This is a genomic window from Arthrobacter sp. Z1-15 (genome assembly GCF_054792395.1).
Window position 1 is genome coordinate 54,706 of the sequence record NZ_CP096455.1, and the last position, 17,386, is coordinate 72,091.

A 17,386-nucleotide genomic window follows, 5' to 3' on the forward strand; every position below is an offset into this window, starting at 1 on the left:
TCCGCCATAGTTTTCCCTACCGTGCTTGTACTGCGCAGAAAGATCGACCGCAGACCGTTAGGCGGGCTTGGTCTCGCACGTCGGTTAATGCGACCTACAGCTATTGGTGTGGCCGTTGGCCTCGGAACCGCGTGTGTCGTTTGGCTGCCGGCGCTGTGGCTGGGGTGGCTCACGATCGGGCGCGTCGACCTGGCGCAGCTACTCATGTTCATCGTGGTCAACGCATTCGTCCTCTTTCTATATGAAGCGTTGCCCGAGGAACTGGCGCTACGGGGCTACGTCTGGACAACACTCAGTGAGAGCTGGAGGCCATTCTTCGCCACCATCCTTGTCACTGCGCTCTTCCCGCTGAGTTCGGTCGTCATCAGCGTCATGCAAACAGGCTCGGCACTGACACTTGGAGTGGACGCCAGTGGGATTGCTCTAGTTCCACTAGGTAACGACTCAATTGCCTACTTTCTCCAGCTCATACTGTTTGGCCTCGCATTATGCGCTGCCCGACGCATACCGATCCCCGGCGCGCTGGCCATATGTATCGCATTCCACGTAGTTCAGCTGTCCGTCAACAGAGTGCTGCTCGGAGGATTGGGGTGGCTTGATTCCGGCGTAACAGCAGCCTTTGTTGAACCAGACACAATCGCACTTGTGCTCGTTCACATCATGCTCAGTGGCGTCGCTTTTCTCGTTATCCGAAAAATCTTGGAGCAGCGTCGCTCATAGTCAAACCGGAGCGTAGACCTCGGCACCTCAGGTTCTCTCGAAACGCTCGATGTTGCAGGTCAATAAAGTTCCGCGCAAACCGGACGCCAAGCAGCAGAGTCTCCAGCTGGCCCACCGTCTCAACCGCCCGCGGGTAACCGATCCACCGATCCACACGGATCACCTCGACCCTCTCGCTTGCCGGCAACTGTGCGGTTGGCCGAACGGCTGGGTGCAGGCAGGACAGATCAGGTGCCTCATCGCGGAACATCTTCACCACTGTTCGATTTGATCGAATCGAGCTACGAGCACCGCTGCCGGCTCTGCGTCCGGTGGCTCGTCATCAGACGACTCCGGCGGAAGTAAACGCCCGTCCCCTTGGCACGGGTCTTCGCCGCGGTACTTGTGGTGTTGCGTGGCTCAGCGTCGCGACGCATGCGCTTGGTTGTCTTCGACACGGTGCTCGCGATCTCCTCCGTCGGCATTGGAACTGGTGCGGATCCAGGGCTTGCCGGCGGCTGCGAAGCGGCCGCCGAAGGCCCGCAGCAACAGTTCCGTTCCGGCTTCCTGCGAGTAGGACTCTCGGGCCCTTTCTCTAAGTTTTTCCTGGTGTGTCATCTCTGCCGTTCGTGTTCACAGCCGCCGGCGGGCGGGCTCCCGCACCAGACGAAAATGATACCGCGCCGAAAGACGCAGAAGATGAGAAACAATCGTGAACGGCCTGTCCAACTGTTTGTAACCCTCAACGACCATGGGGATGAAGTTTCAGCAGTATCTGAGGGCCCGATCGGGTGCCAGTTCCTGATCAATACGACCCGCGGATGTCTTGCGGTCTCGGTTCGGCATCCAAGACGACGGCTTCGGACACGGGAAGGAAAACCCGCGCCGAACGCCCGATGACCCGGGGCCGGAACGGAGTAGAAGGCCATCCGTACTCGGAAGACGGTTGTGTTGGAACCACCACGACACCGGCTACGGCGGTGTCGTGGTTACTCTCGTGCAGCTTCCGGCAAGGAATCCAACGCGGCCGTAAGTTGGTCCTCTGCCGGGACGAGTCTCTGGTCCGCTGCAGGCAACTGCTCGTAGGTATAGGCGGCCACTGCCATCGGCGAGGTAGTGCGTCCCAGAGCATAGCGGACTGTGTGCTCGTTTTTACTGCCGCAGATGAGAATCCCCACCGTCGGGGCATGCGCCTCACGGCTCAGCCGGTCATCCACGAGCGCCACATAGAAATTGAGCTTGCCGGCATGCTCAGGTTGGAACTTACCGGTTTTCAGTTCAATCACGAAGTAACGCAGCTGCTCAACGTGGAAGAACAGCAGGTCGATATAGAAATCATCACCGGCAACCTCGAAGTGGACCTGCCGTCCTACGAAGGCGAACCCCGGGCCCAGCTCCCGCAGCGTCTCCACGATCCGGTCCATGAGCGCCTGCTCCAGGTCCCGTTCAGCGACTTCACCGGAGAGCCCGAGGAACTCGAAAGCGTAGGGATCCTTGGCGACCTGCTGTGCCAGCTCCGAATCCGGAGAGGCCAGCTGACGGGTGAAGTTCGACGGCGCCGTCCCCGTGCGCTCCATCGACCGGTTCATCATCATATTCAGCAGGACGTTGCGGGATCACCCATACTCCAGAGCCGCAGCGGCATACCAGTCACGGGATTGAGGGGACTCGGCTTTGTCCAGGATGGTGCGGATGTGGCCCCACGGCAATTGCGCCACAACCTGTGGCACATTTACTCCGCTACCCCAGGCTTCGGCCATGGTGCGCATGTATTGCAGGTTCCGCTGGGAAAATCCGGTCATCTCCGGAAACGCAGCCCGCAGGTCCTCGGCCAACCGGCGGATCACTCCGCTACCCCACCCCTGCCGGTCCTGCCGGGTCAGGATCTCCCGCCCGATGCCCCAATACAGTCCGATCAGTTCCGCATTAACGGTCCGCTGCGCCCTCATCCGGGTCTGGCGGACCCTGTCCTTCAGAGATTCCAGCAATCCTGCGTAGTCCTCGGGAAGTGGATCCAGCCGGTCCGATGTCATGAACCCATCCTACGGAAGCGCCCCCACTGGCCCGCCGTTAGCGATTCGCCGGTGTCACCGGACGACCTCCGACAGCGCAGAGGTACGTCGCCACCTGCGCCCCGGTGTGCGGTGAGGTCTCGACCACGGCGTCCACCTCGTACACGCCCCGAAGCAGCTCGGACGTGAGCACGTCGGCAGGCGCCCCCGCCGCATGGACTCCCCCGCCGTGGAGCACCACCACCCGATCGCAGAATCGTGCGGCGAGGTTGAGATCGTGCAACGCCGTGATCACCGTCATGTCCAGGGATGAGAGCAGAGCGAGCAGGTCGAGTTGGTATCGGATATCTAGATGGTTCGTCGGCTCGTCGAGCACGATTACGTCAGGCTCCTGCGCGAGCGCACGTGCGAGTTGTCCGCGCTGCTGCTCACCTCCGGACAGGCTGCGCCACGTTCGTGAGCGGTAGCGCCTCATCCCTGTCAGCGCGAGTGCGCGTTCGATCGCCGCATGATCGCCGCGGTCCAGGGTGGCGAACGTGCCGCGGTGGGGTGTGCGCCCCAGCGCCGCCGTCTCCTGCACGGTGATATCCTCGTACACCTCCGGTGACTGCTCGACGATCGCGAGCCGTCGGGCGACGGATCGGCGCCGCATGGTTCGAAGGTCTTCGCGGTCGAGGGTGACCATGCCTGCATCCGGGTGGCGCAGGCCGGCGAGGATGCGCAGCAGTGAGGTCTTTCCAGCGCCGTTCGGACCGAGGATGCCGAGCATCTCTCCCGAGCTGGCCTCGAGCGAGACTCCGTCGAGGATCGTAGTGCCCCCTGCCGACCAGACAATGTCGTGCGCAGCCAGCGCGGTCATCGCGTGGCCGCCTTGCGAAGGACAAGAGCGAAGACTGGCGCGCCGAGTAGCGCGGTGATGACGCCGACGGGCACCTCGTGTGGAGCGAACGCCGAGCGTGCGAACGTGTCGACCCAGATGAGGAAGATCGCTCCTCCCAAGGCTGACAACGGCAGCAGCATCCGGTGCGTGTGTCCGGCGAGCAAGCGGACTATGTGTGGGATGAGGAGGCCGATGAAGCCGATCGCGCCGGATGCCGCGACTGCTGCCGCCGTCATGAGCGCGGTGAGGATCATCAGCGCCACCCTCGCGTGCGTGACGCGGATGCCGAGCGAGGCGGCGGTGTCCCAGCCAAAGGTGAAGGCGTCGAGTGCTGGTGCGAACAGCAGGCAGGCGACGGCGCAGATGACGATGACGATGGATGCGACGATGAGCGGCTCCCAGCGCGCACCGCCGAGCGAGCCGAGCAGCCAGTAGGTGAAGCCCCTGGTCGAGTCGGCGTCGCCGTTGAGCATAAGCACGAGTGAGGTTACGGCTGAGAAGAACTGCGACACGAGTACGCCGGTGAGCACGACGCGGGACGGGTTAGACACCTTCCCTCCCCCGATCAGCAGCAGCACGATCGTGAAGGCCACGAGTGCTCCGGCGAATGCCCCCGTTGAGAGGCTCACCGCGCCGGAACCGAAGCCGAGGATCATGACGGCTACGGCTCCGGTGGAGGCGCCGGATGAGACGCCCAGCAGGTATGGCTCGGCCAGGGGGTTGCGGGTGATCGATTGCAGCACGGCGCCGGAGACCGCGAGTCCCAGTCCAACTGTCGCTGCGAGTAGCACCCGTGGCAGGCGTGATTCCCAGATCAGCGCGTCGATGAGTGGTGAGACCGGAGGTGCCGGGGCGAGTGCCTCGAGTCCGAGGTGGCGGAAGATGATCGCGATGACGTCGAGCGGGCCGATGCTCGCGGTGCCGACGAAGGTCGCCGCAATGATCGATGCGGTGAGTGCCGCGGCGAAGATGATGAGGATGGCCGATGACTGTAGCCGGCGACGCACGCGGTCGCCGGCGGGTGGGTCCGCCGCCTCTCTGGTTGCGGTGCCGGCGCCCAATTCACGGGTGGCGGCGGGCGACGGATGCGAGGTCGCACTGTCGATCGCGGCATCCGTCTCGGTGACCTTGATCATCGCCGTCCCAGGACGACGACGTCGTCGTAGTGGCGCCAGATGACGCCCGTCTCGGAGAAGCCGGCCGTGCGCAGCGCGCTCAGATGCAGCTCGAGCGGCGCGTGTGGGGTCGGCGGCCGGTCCGCGAAACGGCGGTCGCGCTCGTCTGTGTGCCGAGCGAGTGCCGGAAGAGCGATGGCATCCGCCCACCATTCGTCCCAGGTTTGCACGCCCTGTGAGTACGAGGCGTGCTGGGTGCGTTCGTCGTCAGCCGCGGCGAGTTCGCTGAGGAGATGCTGGGTGGTGGGGTCATAGCGCAGATGGTCGGCGTCCATGAAGACGCCGTCCGGTGGAAGCACGGTTCTGAGCGTGGCGTAGAGAGCGACCAGCTGCGCGGGTTCCAACCAGTGCAGCGCGGTAGAGGAGACGGCGGTGTGTAGTGAGCCTTCCGGCAGACCTGCTTCCCATCCCGGCGCCGCGAGGTCGGCGTCGAGAGCCGTGAATCGGTCGCCGTACCGGGTGCTGAGCCAGGTGCCGGCGAGGGCGAGCAGCACCGGGTCGTAGTCGATGCCGATCACGCGGGCGCGGGGGAAGCGTTCCAGTATCCGCTGCGACAGGCTGCCCGGCCCGCAAGCCAGGTCGAGGGCGGTGAGTCCTGCGCCGTCGGGTTCCAGGCCCGGTGTGGTCTCGCACACGTGGGCGATGACGTCGAGCATGACCTCGAAGCGCTGTTCGCGGTGGGTGATGTACGCGGCCTGCTGATCGTCCCAACGGCGGATGAGGTCCTCTATGGCATCCGTCATCACTTCACCTCCAGGTCGACGAGCCCCTGAGCGACGGTCGGCAGTGCCTGCACGCTGTGGATCGACGGGTCCATGTACTGGCCGGGAACGATAATGAAGTGGTCGTTGATAACGGCATCCATTGTCGAGGTCAACGGATCGTTCTTAAGGAAATCGATCTTCTCCTCGGCCGTGTCACCGGGGTACCCGCGGGTCAAGTCTGCGAGGACGATCACCTCGGGATCGTGCAGGGCGATTTCATCCCAGCTGACCTCCGGCCATTTGGTGTCGGCGTCGCTGAAGATATTCTCGGCACCAAGCATCTCGGTAACGGTCTGCGGCAGACCGCCGGGACCGGCGACGGACGGGGTGGATGCGGATGCTGCCGTCGAATAGAACCAGACCAGCTGTGGCCTGCCCTCGATCTGCTCGGCGATCTCGAGTCCCTCGTCTACGACGGCCTGTTGGGCTGTAACCACTTCTTCGCCGGCATCCGGCACGTCGAAGATCTGCGCGATGGTCTCGATCTCCTCGAAGAGCATGTCGAATGTCGCACCGCCCTCGACCGCTAGGTGATAGGTGCAGTCGAACTCGCTGAGATAGGTCGGCACGCCGAGGTCGTGCAGTTCGGCGCGTTCTCCCGCGTTCTCGGCGGTGAGGAAGGATGCGAACGAGGAGTAGACGAAGTCCGGTTCGGCTTCGAGCAGTGTCTCGTGCTTGATAAGGCCGTTGGTCAGCAACGGGATCTGGGCATAGGCGTCGGATATGTCGTCACCTATGGGGTCGGTCTCGTACGACGTGCCGGCCATGCGGCCTTCGAGTCCGAGCGCGATCATGATCTCGGTGGCGGACTGATTGAGCGACACCGCTCTCTGTGGCGAGTGCTCTATCGTGACATCGGTGTCGCAGTTTTCGATGGCGAGGGGGAAGGGATCGCCGCCACTAGCGGTGGCTGGTGCATCGTTTGAGGCGGGTGCCGCCCCGCAGCCGGAAAGACCCAGCGCCGCTGCGGCGATCGCACTAATGATAATGATTCTCAGTCGCATTGACTCAGCGTACCGTCCGTAACCGCCCAGAGAAAATCCGCCTCCGGACGTGGTGAAAGACGCACCTTCCGCTTAAATGAGTGCCCTGGTGACATCGCATTGAAGATGCGACCACAGATTTCTCGGCGAAGGCGACCGTGCATTGCTGCAGAACGCCCAGTTCACCCGCACCGCGCGAGTCCTCAAGTCAGAAGGTTGGCTCGACCGGCATCTGCTAATCGCCATTGTCAATATCGTTATCAAGCGCCGTGCCGTCTCCCAAGGATTGACCTTGACGCGGCAGATGACAGACACACGATGGCAGGAATATATCGACCTAGCCCACACGCCCCCACGCGCGGCGGACCCAGTACTCCGGCCAGAGATTTGCGGCGAAGGTGAACTCCGGTTCCACCGATGACGATGCCGATCCCGGATACGCCCCGTAGAGCGACAATGGATCACGCATCCTCCGTCCGGAGAACGTCGTGGCGCTCAGCGCCAGCACACGGCCGACAAATGAGCATCTCCACGTTCGAGCCAAAGCCGCCGGCGAGCAAAGTGACGATGAAGATTGTGATGCCAGGAGCTTGATCTGCTCCTTATTTGACTACCGCTGCGATCCGGGCCAGGAAGCACCACCACAAACCCACACCAAGGAAAAAGACCGCTCCGAGATGTAGCCCCCAAGATGACTCAAGTCCGCCCGTCACCGCAAAAAATACAGCTATCAAAAGCAGAAAGACAAGCGCTGGGGGCGGTGGACTTGATTCCGGCGGAGCAGTTGGAGTCCGCTGCGGCAAGGGTCCGCCCAGTTTTCCTCAAAAGCGACCGAGTACATTACGAGAGCGTACTGAACGCTCTAAACAGTGTCCTGAGAGGACGCGTCGGCTCAGATTCGTTCAGTGATCGAGTCGGGTGCCTGCGGAATCTGTTTCAACAAGCTGATCCTGACTACCCTAGCCACGGTCGGGACAAGGAATGGGACGGTGGCTCGGTTTCCAACAAACAGCTCTCTGGTGCCTGGCTATACGGACATCTCCTTCATGAGGATGAGACGAGGCGGTCGTTCGGCAAAGCCCTCCCCTTGGAAGAGATATTTGTATCCGCAATGCGCACGGTTTGTTCAGAGCTGCTCGCGGTAGTGAAGACCTTTCACCTGGTTGAAGAGCTTCAGGTGAAGGGATGGTTGGAACTGCCGGAAGATGTCTTTACCGACGACGTTACTATTACCGCTTCCTCCTGGACTCCGACGGGAGACGTATCCATGTATCTCGCTCCTGTGGATACCCCCATGCCGGACAACATACCGTCCGATTTCCTCAAGGACAGCCGATGGAGACCACTGACTGAGGTCATCGACCTCCCTGAACCACCTCCTATGGAGAACTGACACCGATTTGCGGCGCCCAAGCCGGTGCTGCTCCATGACTCACTGAGTCCCATGCTCACGGAGTCTGGCGCAGGAGTTGCCCCTGGTCGCCGCCGACCCTACCAGCAGACTCCGGGACTCACCGACTAACAGACTCGCAGAGTCACAGACTCGCAGAGTCACAGACTCGCCAACAAAGGGAGGTGCTCAAGATCGCCACCGACAGATTCCGGGGTCACCGACTGACAGACTCACAGACTCACCGACTGACAGCGTCACGGAGTCACAGAGTCACGGACCCTGTGACAGCCGGAGTTGCCCCTGGCTGCCTCCGACCTACCACCAACAGACTCGGTGACTAACAGACTCACGGAGTCACGGAGTCACGGACTAGCGGAGCGACCCCTAGCTGCCGCTGGCCCACAAACAGACTCAGCGACTAACAGAGTCACGGACTCTGGGGTTTACCGTCTGCAGCCAACGATAGCCAGTGCTGCTCAGCAGTAGACAATAACTTCCGGACCCACAGAGTCCCAGAGTCCCAGAGTCACCGAGTCACCGAGTCGCTGACTGCCAGAGTCACGGACTAACAGAGTCACTGTGTTGAACGTCGGCGGGGCTGCAGCAACCGGGTAAGCCGGCCCCCACAACCACAGCCCTACCAAGCAATCCTCCTGCATCGAGTTGCTGGCATCCTGCATGTCTGCGCCGGCAGAGATCGTGAATGCCTGGCCCGCTGCCCCTCTCCATGCTGGGGGGGGAGGTGGGAGGCCTTGGCCCGACATCCACATGATTCTGCAGACTCTGTCGGTAGCGCCAATCCTGATAAAAAGCTGATCCAGGTGGGCTTGTAGGGCGGGGGAGTGGTGCACCGAGAGTGGGGGAGGGGTCCGCAACAGAGTCACGGACTCGCGGACTCTGTAACTCACTGACTCTGTTAGTTGAGTCTGTGACTCACAGACTCCGCGTGTCACAGAGTGAAATCCAATCAAAAACAGAAAATGACTGATAGTTTTGTTCTAAATCGCATGCCGGCGACCAAGGGACGTTGCAAATCCCGCTTTCTGCTCAGCAGCTCCCAGTAGGGGAGGGGGCGGGCCTTGACTGCCGGCACCCAGCAGCTGAAATGACAGAAGGAAGCATCAATGAGGGTCGTCGCCGTCATCAACCAAAAGGGTGGTGCAGGGAAATCCACCACCGTGATGAATTTGGGCGCTGTGGCGGCAGAGCACTCTAAGGTGCTCGTTGTCGACGTTGATCCGCAAAAGTCCGTGACAACCTGGGCTGAGACGGCTGACCAGCTCGCTGAGGGGAAGCAGCTTCCCTTTGACGTCGTCAGCGAAACCGACCCCAGCATGCTCAAGATGATGCGCGATCTGGACTACGACACCATCTACGTCGACACCCCCGGCAATCTGGACAATGCCGAGGTACTGAAAGCGGTCGTGGATAACTCCGACTTCGTCCTTCTGCCTACCCAGCCCAGTGCGCTGGCGATGCTGCCGCTGATCAACACTTTCACTTCCATCGTGCAGCCGAGCGGCCTCGACTACAGGGTCCTGGTTACCCAGGTCGACTCCCGCTCCATCGTCGATGCCACTGATGCCCAGGAAACGCTGCGTGAATACGGGTTAAAGGTCTGCAAGTCTTACGTCCGCTCCTACAAAGTCCATGAGCGGGCCCCGATGACGGGCAACGTCGTCACTACCTATGACACGAGCCGGAATGCCGAGAAAGCGGCAGGGGACTATAAAGACGTCGCCCGCGAGCTGCTGAGCATCTGGGTTAACGAGAGCAAGGGATAAGGTCCATGGCTGTCAAGAGAAGCTTCAAGGACATGCTGCCGCCCATGCAGGTTCCTGCGCCGGCGGGCACGGTAACTCCTGAGGTGCCTGCTGCTGCACCCAAGGCTGACCCTGAAGCAGTCGCACCAGCATCCGAACAGGTACCCGCTCCGGCGCCGGCTAAGCCGACCCTGGTCTCAGTGCCCTCGCAGGAACCAGCTCCAACCACGGAACCAACACCTGCAGCTGTCCCGGTGAACGGGCCTGCTGCCAAAGCGGAAGAGACTGCAGGCGCACCGGCGCGCCCTCATTACTCGCTCCTTGTCCGCAAGGAACTGCGTGTTTTCAAGGATCAGGCCAAAGACCTGAAGATCCTGACGATGACCATCAATGACCTGAAGCTGAGCGTGGGGGAGCGGATCACCGACAACACTCTGGTCCGGGTGGCTATTGACCTGCTCCTGGAACGAAAAGATGAGCTCTCCGGCACGACGGAGCGCGAGCTTCGCGAATCCCTGGGGCTTCCACCCCGGTACTGATTCCAACCAGGAAGGACCAGTCCAACCGGACTGGCCCTTCGCGTTTCAGTAGTTGTTAGCGCGCTGCAATTCCTTGATGCGCTCCTCTTCCCTTTCGAACTTCCCACTCGCGCAGGAAGTCCCGGATGTCCTCCACATCAGATGAAATGTCCGGCGGCGAATCGGGCTCGTCGACTGCACGGATGGCATCCACAATCCAGTCCAAGCGGTAAGTCTTGTATATCTCTCTGATCGTCGACTGCCCGTCCCTCAGCTCGATCGGGTAGTTCATCACTTCTTCGCGCTGAACGGGATCCCGCGGCGCACGGCTGCACGTCTGCGCTACCCGGACCAACTGGGCGTTGTCATAGATCATGAGCCACTCAGCCCTCTTGGCTTCAGATTTCGGAAGCACGCTCAGGCGGTAAACTTCGTGCTCCTTGCGCCACCGCGCCGTGTGAGCGTCCTTGGCGGCCTTGATGGCGTGGGCGCGTCCTTTTTGGGCGGCTCGGGTAGGATTTGAGCCACTCTATGGTCCATAACCGCATTATTTCGGTCATGTCATCATCAATCTCACTCTGACGTGCCCTGTAGTAACCGCCGTTTGTCTGGAGGACGATCTCATCAGGGATCGGGACTGTGCTCTAAAAGTTGATGCAGTGTTCAGCTGTACTGGACGGAGACGGATGACGGTAGGTTCCGTCCATGCGGTCATGGAGGGGAATCACGTACCCGTAAGCCCTGGCGGGGTCGTATGGAGGCAGCCGCACTTCCTCATAGGGAGGCGGCTGCTCTTCCTCGTATGGAGGCAGCTGGTCTTCGGTAATGGTCATGCGGTTCCCCCTGGTCAGACTGCCGATCGGCAGCGTTTCATCATATCCGCCAACAGCTGGTCACTATGACGTCGTTCACATCCGGATGTGTGCGGACAACAGCAAGAGGCTCACCACAGTGTGGGGAGTGGGGCATCCCCACATTGCCATCGCCCCTGTGACTCTGTGACTCAGTGACTCAGTGACTCAGTGACTGGGTAGACAGCACGAAAGCCCCGAACTTGCTGGGGCTTTCGGCGTCCTCCTCGGTCTCGGTTACGTCAGGCAGCACGCCGACCGTCGATGACCGCGTCCAGATCCACGTCCCACTTCGCATTGTCCGGGCCTTCGATGTCGGCATCCTCGGCAAGGTCGACCAGTCGGCATCGGACTGCGGAAGCTGCTGAGCCAGGCCGGCAAGGTTGTGCCGGGTGCCTGTTCCCTGACTAACCCATTCACTGAATGCGGCGCGCTGATCCCAGCTGGCCCGGTAGTCAACACTGGCAAGGACGTGGCCGTTGCCGTCAAGAACCTCGGCAAGTTCCATTCCGTCCGAGTCTTTGCAGGTCTCCATGCGGATTGTCTTGGCGCTGGCGGTGGGAAACTGCAGCCGGGTCCGATGGGCAACCTGCAGCAGCGACAGGTCAGCAGTGTCGTTGACTGCGCGGTGGCGCTCTTTGAGAGCCCTGCCAAGCTGGCCGTCAAGGTGGTCCGGGTTGGAGGCCCCCTCCAGATTCACATCCCACTGGGCACGGTCAGGCTCATTCAGCTCGGCCTCCACGGCATGATCCCACGAGGCAGCATCATTCTGTGGGAGCTGCTGCGCCAGTCCGGCGACATTGAACCGGGTACCGGTGGCCTGATTGACCCACTCACTGTAGGCGGAGCGCTGCTCATCGCTGGAATCGAAATCGTTGCTGGCCAGGATATTTCCCTCACCGTCGACGACCCCAGCCAACTCCATCTCCATCGATATCATAGCAAGACTCAAGGCGGACAAATTGGCTGTCGGGAACTGCGCGCGGGTCCGGTCGACCAGCTGTGCCAGGGCCAGGCCGGCGACTGTGTCAGCGGCACGGCTGCGCTGGCCGATGGAATAGCCGAGCCTGTAATCAAGGCTGTCCTGATCGGTCGGGGCAAAGGTCCCGGTCAGGATCACGGTTGGCTCCGTGCGCATGGCCGCGGCGAACTGGCCACCGGTGGGACGTCCTCAGGAACGCGGGCGATCATGCCGCAACTGCTTCCGGAGCAGGGGAAGCCCAGGTGCTGGCGGTGTCCATGAGGTACGATTTGAACAGTGCAAACCTGCCGTTGGCATTGCGCGGGGGAGTGGCCACCAGGGGGATCAGTCGTCGCTGACAGCGTGCCCGGCGGCCTTCATGGCTTCGATCGCGCTGTCCTGGATTTCGTTATGGTCTTCGTCGTCGCCGAGGTGGTGGAACTCGGCAATTTGGGTGCCGTCTTCATCCTCGACTTCGTAGTGGCTGTCCCCAAGGCGGTTCACTGAGAAGTCGAGGTACTCTCCGGAGGCATCCCGGAGCTGCATATCGAAGATCTGCTCAGGCTCATCGTCATCATCGTCGTCTTCGTCCGCGTCTGCACAGTTGCCGCACAGGCCGTCGTAGCCTTCACCGTCGTTTAGGGACGCCCCGCAGCTGCAGGTGCAGTCAGGGCAGACGCCGTCTTCCAGGTCGGATCCGTAGTCATCGCATTCAGCGGCCGGCACTGCGGTGAGGATGACTCCTTCAGCCTCGGAATGTGCCGATGCTGCGAACTGGCCGCCGGCGGGAGTTCCTTCAGGCTGCCGGTTGACTGGCGCGCTCATGCCCGGGCCTGCACTTACGGATCGAGGGAGCGATCGGGGTGTTCGGATCCGCGTCCGGCTCCAGGCCGTTGATGCCGATGACATCCATGACGGCGGGACCGGCGTTGAAGGCGTAGTCTTCGTCGTTCTTGGCGAGCCAGCGCATTTCGGCGATGATGGATGCCATCCTGGCGTCGGCCCGGGCCGCTCCGGCCATTGCTCCTGCTGCGCGGGCAGCAATAGGCCTGGTGTCGTCGGGGAAGAGGTTGCCCGGCTTCGCGTTGCTCCCCTCAAGGTCTTCGACCTCAGCCTGGAGTCTTTCCGCACGGTCGGTCCGTGTGAAGGAATCGTTGGAGGAGTATTGAAGCTCTTCCAGGGCGCGCAGGGCACTGTGCCTGTCCTCATCGGATTCGAAGACGGACTGGGTTGCCGGATCGAAGTTCGCCAAGGTGGGCACCGTCGAGGGGATGCCGGAGGCCGCCCGGTCCGCGCGCACTTCGTTGAAAACCTGGGTGGCGATGCCGCTGTAGTAGGTGTCGGCGTCGGGTCCCGGGTACTCGGCTTCCCCGTTGCGTTCCAGGGTTGCGTCGACTTCTTCGGCGGTCACCGGTTCCCGGCGCAGCGCGCGGCCGAGGGTCTCCCTGTCGGCGTCGCTGACTTGCAGGACGTTGAAGTCGCGTGATTCAAGATAGTCGATGGCATCTTGGCGGTTCTCGTCGGGTATTGCGGAGCCGAGGCTGATGCCTGAGGACTCGCTGTGGGTGGCGGCGGCGAACTGTCCGCCGGTGGGAATGCCCTCGGGCTGACGTGCTGGGATGTTGGTCATGCCCAGTCTGTGTGCGGCCGCAGGACCAAACCCGCAGGTGCCGGGGGAGTGGCCCCTGCCGGACATCAGCTCACCACAGACTCACGGACTAACAGACTCACGGACTAACAGACTCCGCCAGTGGCACGGCTATCCTGCGGTGCGGAAGGCCAGATCAGCCAAGGTGAGGTCATCGGGAGGACCTTCGAACTCTTCCCACGGATAATCATCATCCGGTGCCGGGATGAGCTGCACGACGTTGGCATTGCGTGCCAGCCATTCCCACCACTGGGCACGTTGGATCCGGTACGTCTGGATTTGATTGGCCACGGCTTCGAGAACCCCGAAGTATTCGGCCAGTGTATTCAGCGAGGTGCCGGCAACGACGGTCCATCCATATTCACGGGACACCATATTCCAGGAGGCGAGTATCTCCAGGGCTTCAGTGGCAGCGGATCGTGACAGACCGGTGGCCCGGACGACGTCCATGGTGGACAGCGGCACGGGGGAGTCCTCGATCGCCTCGTAGACGAAGGCAGCCGGCAGACCCAGTTCCCTGAAGACCGGGCGCAGTGCATGGATCTTCCCCTTCCTCCAGGGCACGTCCTTCACGGCCTTCATCGTGGAATCCGGAATGGTCAGCTGGTAGAGGTCCCCTTTGGTTCCGCGGCCTGCCTCGATCAGCACAACCAGTGAATCCTTTTCCGAACGCAGCGCCCGGAGATGGAATCCAACCGTCGTGTGGTCCAGCCCGGTGGCTACGGCCAGGGCCCTGCCGCCGAATTTGATGTGCCTGCTGGCGCTCTTGTGAGCTGCTTCTCCCAGGGCGCGCAGGACCATTCTTCGGGCCATTCCCACACGGGACTGATACCGGTGCTCCACCAGGCGAAGTGCGTTCCGCCAGGAACGGATGAAGCGATGTTCGTTGTCGTCGGTGAGGACCTCGGAATTACCACCATGTAAGCCCCCCGCCTGTGTAGGGGGCCCGCTTGTGGGGGAAATGCGGACACTGTTCTTTCCGGGTTCTTGCTTCTTGGTTTGCTGAAGGAAGCTCATGGCTTTTCGCCAGTCCCGCTGCAGTGCTGCTGCCCTGTGCCTGGCCGGATACCGTGCATAGAAGGACGCAAGCCCCGGCCACAGTCCCTGCTTCATGCGCCGCTGAACCTCTGTGAGGGCCATTCCTGAGGCGGCCGCGCCGACGATGACACCTTGGCGTGCCTCAGAATCCGACTGGTACCGGTTCACCTCGTACAGGCCGGTAACAGCGATGCGCTGCATGGAGCGGGACATCCTGATGTTCGCCTCGATACCGGCCGGCTCCGGGGCTTCCAGGGCTTCGGAGGCGACTTGTTCCAGGCGGTAGGCGCGGGCCGCGGCGATCTCCCGGCTCAGATCCGCTGTCATGGCCTTCCACACATCAGCACTGTTGGGCCGGCGGGCGACGTCATAAGCCATGGACAGGCTCATGGCCAGCATCTGGTGGCCGCCGCGCTTGTGGGGGCTGCCGGGGGTTCGCATGCAGCCGTGCAACAGGTTTTGGTGCGGGGTCTTGTCCAGGCTCCGGAAGCGGGTCCCCAGGGCTTCGACAAGATCACGCGCTTCAGTGAAGGTGACACGCTGTGCCAGAGGGACATACAGGTGACGGCCGCCGTTGGGGGAGTAATCCTCAATCCACCGGGCACCATTGCGGTGCAGCCAGTCCTGGGCAGCACGGACATCAGCTTCAACCCAGTCCACACCGGCGACGGAGGAGTCAAAGTCCAAGAAGATGGCCGCGCAGGTGCCGTCCTTGCCGAAAATCCTCACCGCGGCCGGGTAGGAAGGCAGCCCGGGGGTCAGATCGCGTTCGAAGCGCTGCGGGTAGGACTTACCGCCGTCTTTGGACAGACGGACACGCGGCTGACCGGCCAACAGGGGTGCCAGAGAAGACCAGGCCTGCGAGGGGTCGCCAATGGAAGGCGACACGCCCAACAGTCTGTGAGTCTGTGAGTCTGGTAGTTGAAGGGGATGCTGATGTACGATGGGGTTATTCCTTTCGGGGATGCATGAATAAAGCCCCCCTGGGGGTCTGTATGAGATTCATGGAAATTTGATGTTCCTTCGGGAATTGAAAATGGATAGTTCAGGTGGACGGAAACGGACACTTCGTGACCAGCTCTCCCTGCAAAGAGAGCTGGTCGGTTCTACTGCAACTGCAAAGACTTTCACCTGCATCGCCGGCAAGCTTGTTAGGCGAAAGTCACATACTTCGAAGGCCCGCTACGGCGGGCCTTCTGTGTTTAAGAGGCCATACGGTCGATAGGAAGTTCTTCCTGGTGGCCGATAGCACTCAAATCCGTGTTGTCAATGCGCTCATTGACAACGGAGGCCACCCAGTCGCTGACATGCTCAAAGCCCTCGGCCTTCGCCAGCTCACTGACAATGCCTGCCCTGTCTTTGGCCAGGCGGAAACCAATTAGCTTGCGGTCACCCTTGGAACGGCGTCCAACGCGCTTCGGTGCTTCAATAGTCATGATCTTGTCCTTTGAATCTCCGGCCCCGGGGGGAGGGGCTATTGGTTCGTGATCAGTCGTGAACATCATCGGCTGGCCGGGTGGCCCACAGAGTTTGCTGCAAAATCTGAAACCGATATGTAAAAGCTATCACCGGCCGTTATCCAACCTGCGGATTAAGGGAAAACAGAAATTACGCCGTGTCGCACCGGTGGCTGCTCTTTCCCGACGTTATGCACACGGCCTCAGCGGGAGGAATCCAGGACCTGGATAACGTCTTCCTTACCCTGCAGGACCGCCTCGATGCCTTTCAGGCAGCCCACGGAGTCAGCATCGTCATGGACTCCTGGCGCCGCCTTAATTCATCCGGGTCCGTGGATGAGGCGGCGGCCGACATCGAAGGCGAGGTGAACCGCATCTATTCGGGGGAGGACGTTCGATGGTTCATGTCCCGCGCCCGTGAAGCCGAAAGCCCGGCGACCGCGGCTCATTCCCGGATTTCCCCGGGTCCCCGGACATCGACTGGCCGGTCCCATGGGTGGACTCGAACCGTTACTCCGCGCTGCTGGACGCCTGGCTCAGGGAGCTGGTGCGGCAGGCTGAGAATGAGGCCCGCGACAAGTCGGGAACGCCGCGGATCGGTGAGCAGTGGAAGTCAGAGATGAGGTTGCTGGAAGAGTTGCGGGCGGAGTTTCCCGAGGAGACGTTCGTGCACCAGCACAGACCGTATTGGCTTGCTCCCATGAGCCTTGACATCTTCCTGCCGGCCCACAGCATCACCATGGAGTACCAGGGCGCGCAGCACTCAGCACCCGTTGACTTCTTCGGCGGAAAGGACCGATTCGAGATCCAGCAGGACCGGGACATGCAAAAACGGCTGATGTGCGAAGACAACGGCTGCATCCTCATCGAGGTACATCCCGGATACTGTCTGGACGACGTAGCCGACAACGCCAGGGCAGCCATCCAGATTCGCCGGCAGACCGCTGCAGGGGCGGGCAACTGAGCCGGCGGCTCGATGCAGGGGTGCGAAACTGTGTTGGTCGAAGACGCCGGGCCATCGCCCCCGTTACCTTTTTCGTAGCCCGTTCCTGATGCAGGATATGGGTGTGTTGGCCGGTCGGTTCCGGCATGGTTTTTGCCCCCAGCCATCCATGATCCGGGGGGTGTTGCCACCGGAACCGGCTTGGCGGCCGGGGAATCGCTAATAGAGGCACGACCAACGAAGCCATTCGTAACGTGGATGCGACTTCCTGCCGCCCTGACCAGCCAACGCGTCAGTCTCA

16 protein-coding genes and 2 pseudogenes are annotated in these 17,386 nt (G+C 61.7%); 5 read left to right on the plus strand and 13 right to left on the minus strand.

What is annotated here, in order from left to right; all coding sequences use genetic code 11:
• The first annotated feature begins 108 nt into the window (after nucleotides 1–108).
• The gene (locus M1D40_RS18475; protein WP_461171204.1) at nucleotides 109–720 is read left to right on the plus strand and encodes a CPBP family glutamic-type intramembrane protease; all 612 of its coding nucleotides are present in this window, start codon (nucleotides 109–111) and stop codon (nucleotides 718–720) included.
• 94 nt (nucleotides 721–814) lie between these two features.
• Here M1D40_RS18475 and M1D40_RS18480 read toward each other — a convergent pair.
• From M1D40_RS18480 to M1D40_RS18505, 6 genes and pseudogenes are all read right to left on the minus strand, one after another.
• Nucleotides 815–970 (minus strand): annotated as a pseudogene (locus M1D40_RS18480) (TniB family NTP-binding protein); the annotation flags it as partial.
• A 718-nt stretch (nucleotides 971–1,688) separates the two neighbouring features.
• A pseudogene (locus tag M1D40_RS18485) lies at nucleotides 1,689–2,732 on the minus strand (PDDEXK nuclease domain-containing protein).
• A gap of 37 nt (nucleotides 2,733–2,769) precedes the next feature.
• The gene (locus M1D40_RS18490) at nucleotides 2,770–3,570 is read right to left on the minus strand and encodes an ABC transporter ATP-binding protein (protein WP_461171205.1); all 801 of its coding nucleotides are present in this window, start codon (nucleotides 3,568–3,570) and stop codon (nucleotides 2,770–2,772) included.
• Nucleotides 3,567–4,727: a FecCD family ABC transporter permease gene (locus tag M1D40_RS18495; RefSeq protein ID WP_461171206.1), complete on the minus strand. Its 1,161-nt coding sequence runs from the start codon at nucleotides 4,725–4,727 to the stop codon at nucleotides 3,567–3,569. Before M1D40_RS18495 ends, M1D40_RS18490 begins: the two co-directional genes overlap by 4 nt.
• The gene (locus M1D40_RS18500) at nucleotides 4,724–5,509 is read right to left on the minus strand and encodes a class I SAM-dependent methyltransferase (protein ID WP_461171207.1); all 786 of its coding nucleotides are present in this window, start codon (nucleotides 5,507–5,509) and stop codon (nucleotides 4,724–4,726) included. The genes M1D40_RS18495 and M1D40_RS18500 overlap by 4 nt, the downstream gene beginning before the upstream one ends.
• On the minus strand, nucleotides 5,509–6,534 hold the full coding sequence (locus tag M1D40_RS18505; RefSeq protein ID WP_461171208.1) for an ABC transporter substrate-binding protein: 1,026 nt from the start codon (nucleotides 6,532–6,534) through the stop codon (nucleotides 5,509–5,511). Before M1D40_RS18505 ends, M1D40_RS18500 begins: the two co-directional genes overlap by 1 nt.
• A 670-nt stretch (nucleotides 6,535–7,204) precedes the next feature.
• Between M1D40_RS18505 and M1D40_RS18510 the strand changes: the two genes are divergently transcribed.
• The 3 genes from M1D40_RS18510 to M1D40_RS18520 all read left to right on the plus strand — a co-directional run bounded on the left by M1D40_RS18510 (nucleotide 7,205) and on the right by M1D40_RS18520 (nucleotide 10,208).
• Entirely contained in the window at nucleotides 7,205–7,906 is a 702-nt protein-coding gene (locus M1D40_RS18510; protein ID WP_461171209.1) for a hypothetical protein, read from the plus strand.
• 1,124 nt (nucleotides 7,907–9,030) lie between these two features.
• Entirely contained in the window at nucleotides 9,031–9,690 is a 660-nt protein-coding gene (locus M1D40_RS18515) for a ParA family protein (RefSeq protein ID WP_461171210.1), read from the plus strand.
• Nucleotides 9,691–9,695: 5 nt separating this feature from the next.
• On the plus strand, nucleotides 9,696–10,208 hold the full coding sequence (locus tag M1D40_RS18520; protein ID WP_461171211.1) for a hypothetical protein: 513 nt from the start codon (nucleotides 9,696–9,698) through the stop codon (nucleotides 10,206–10,208).
• Nucleotides 10,209–10,263: 55 nt separating this feature from the next.
• On the opposite strand, the gene M1D40_RS18525 is transcribed toward M1D40_RS18520, so the two are convergent.
• From M1D40_RS18525 to M1D40_RS18555, 7 genes are all read right to left on the minus strand, one after another.
• Entirely contained in the window at nucleotides 10,264–10,563 is a 300-nt protein-coding gene (locus M1D40_RS18525; RefSeq protein ID WP_461171212.1) for a hypothetical protein, read from the minus strand.
• Nucleotides 10,564–10,831: 268 nt separating this feature from the next.
• Nucleotides 10,832–11,020, minus strand: a complete 189-nt coding sequence (locus tag M1D40_RS18530; RefSeq protein ID WP_461171213.1) for a hypothetical protein — start codon at nucleotides 11,018–11,020, stop codon at nucleotides 10,832–10,834.
• 178 nt (nucleotides 11,021–11,198) lie between these two features.
• Nucleotides 11,199–12,158, minus strand: a complete 960-nt coding sequence (locus M1D40_RS18535; protein ID WP_461171214.1) for a hypothetical protein — start codon at nucleotides 12,156–12,158, stop codon at nucleotides 11,199–11,201.
• Nucleotides 12,159–12,344: 186 nt separating this feature from the next.
• Complete coding sequence (locus tag M1D40_RS18540) at nucleotides 12,345–12,824, minus strand: hypothetical protein (protein ID WP_461171215.1); 480 nt, start codon at nucleotides 12,822–12,824, stop codon at nucleotides 12,345–12,347.
• Entirely contained in the window at nucleotides 12,796–13,629 is an 834-nt protein-coding gene (locus tag M1D40_RS18545) for a hypothetical protein (RefSeq protein ID WP_461171216.1), read from the minus strand. Before M1D40_RS18545 ends, M1D40_RS18540 begins: the two co-directional genes overlap by 29 nt.
• A gap of 129 nt (nucleotides 13,630–13,758) precedes the next feature.
• Nucleotides 13,759–15,573 (minus strand): MarR family transcriptional regulator, encoded by a 1,815-nt coding sequence (locus tag M1D40_RS18550; protein ID WP_461171217.1) that lies wholly within the window; start codon nucleotides 15,571–15,573, stop codon nucleotides 13,759–13,761.
• 314 nt (nucleotides 15,574–15,887) lie between these two features.
• The gene (locus M1D40_RS18555; protein WP_461171218.1) at nucleotides 15,888–16,121 is read right to left on the minus strand and encodes a hypothetical protein; all 234 of its coding nucleotides are present in this window, start codon (nucleotides 16,119–16,121) and stop codon (nucleotides 15,888–15,890) included.
• 517 nt (nucleotides 16,122–16,638) lie between these two features.
• Between M1D40_RS18555 and M1D40_RS18560 the strand changes: the two genes are divergently transcribed.
• A complete protein-coding gene (locus M1D40_RS18560) occupies nucleotides 16,639–17,106 on the plus strand; it encodes a hypothetical protein (protein ID WP_461171219.1) in 468 nt (155 codons plus the stop codon).
• Nucleotides 17,107–17,386: the final 280 nt, after the last annotated feature.

Bases quoted from the DNA above. Each gene is read 5' to 3' on its own strand.
- M1D40_RS18490 (WP_461171205.1), bottom strand. From the start codon at position 3,570: ATGACCGCGCTGGCTGCGCACGACATTGTCTGGTCGGCAGGGGGCACT.
- M1D40_RS18495 (WP_461171206.1), bottom strand. From the start codon at position 4,727: ATGATCAAGGTCACCGAGACGGATGCCGCGATCGACAGTGCGACCTCG.
- M1D40_RS18500 (WP_461171207.1), bottom strand. From the start codon at position 5,509: ATGACGGATGCCATAGAGGACCTCATCCGCCGTTGGGACGATCAGCAG.
- M1D40_RS18505 (WP_461171208.1), bottom strand. From the start codon at position 6,534: ATGCGACTGAGAATCATTATCATTAGTGCGATCGCCGCAGCGGCGCTG.
- M1D40_RS18510 (WP_461171209.1), top strand. From the start codon at position 7,205: ATGACTCAAGTCCGCCCGTCACCGCAAAAAATACAGCTATCAAAAGCA.
- M1D40_RS18515 (WP_461171210.1), top strand. From the start codon at position 9,031: ATGAGGGTCGTCGCCGTCATCAACCAAAAGGGTGGTGCAGGGAAATCC.
- M1D40_RS18520 (WP_461171211.1), top strand. From the start codon at position 9,696: ATGGCTGTCAAGAGAAGCTTCAAGGACATGCTGCCGCCCATGCAGGTT.
- M1D40_RS18525 (WP_461171212.1), bottom strand. From the start codon at position 10,563: ATGATCTATGACAACGCCCAGTTGGTCCGGGTAGCGCAGACGTGCAGC.
- M1D40_RS18530 (WP_461171213.1), bottom strand. From the start codon at position 11,020: ATGACCATTACCGAAGACCAGCTGCCTCCATACGAGGAAGAGCAGCCG.
- M1D40_RS18540 (WP_461171215.1), bottom strand. From the start codon at position 12,824: ATGAGCGCGCCAGTCAACCGGCAGCCTGAAGGAACTCCCGCCGGCGGC.
- M1D40_RS18545 (WP_461171216.1), bottom strand. From the start codon at position 13,629: ATGACCAACATCCCAGCACGTCAGCCCGAGGGCATTCCCACCGGCGGA.
- M1D40_RS18555 (WP_461171218.1), bottom strand. From the start codon at position 16,121: ATGACTATTGAAGCACCGAAGCGCGTTGGACGCCGTTCCAAGGGTGAC.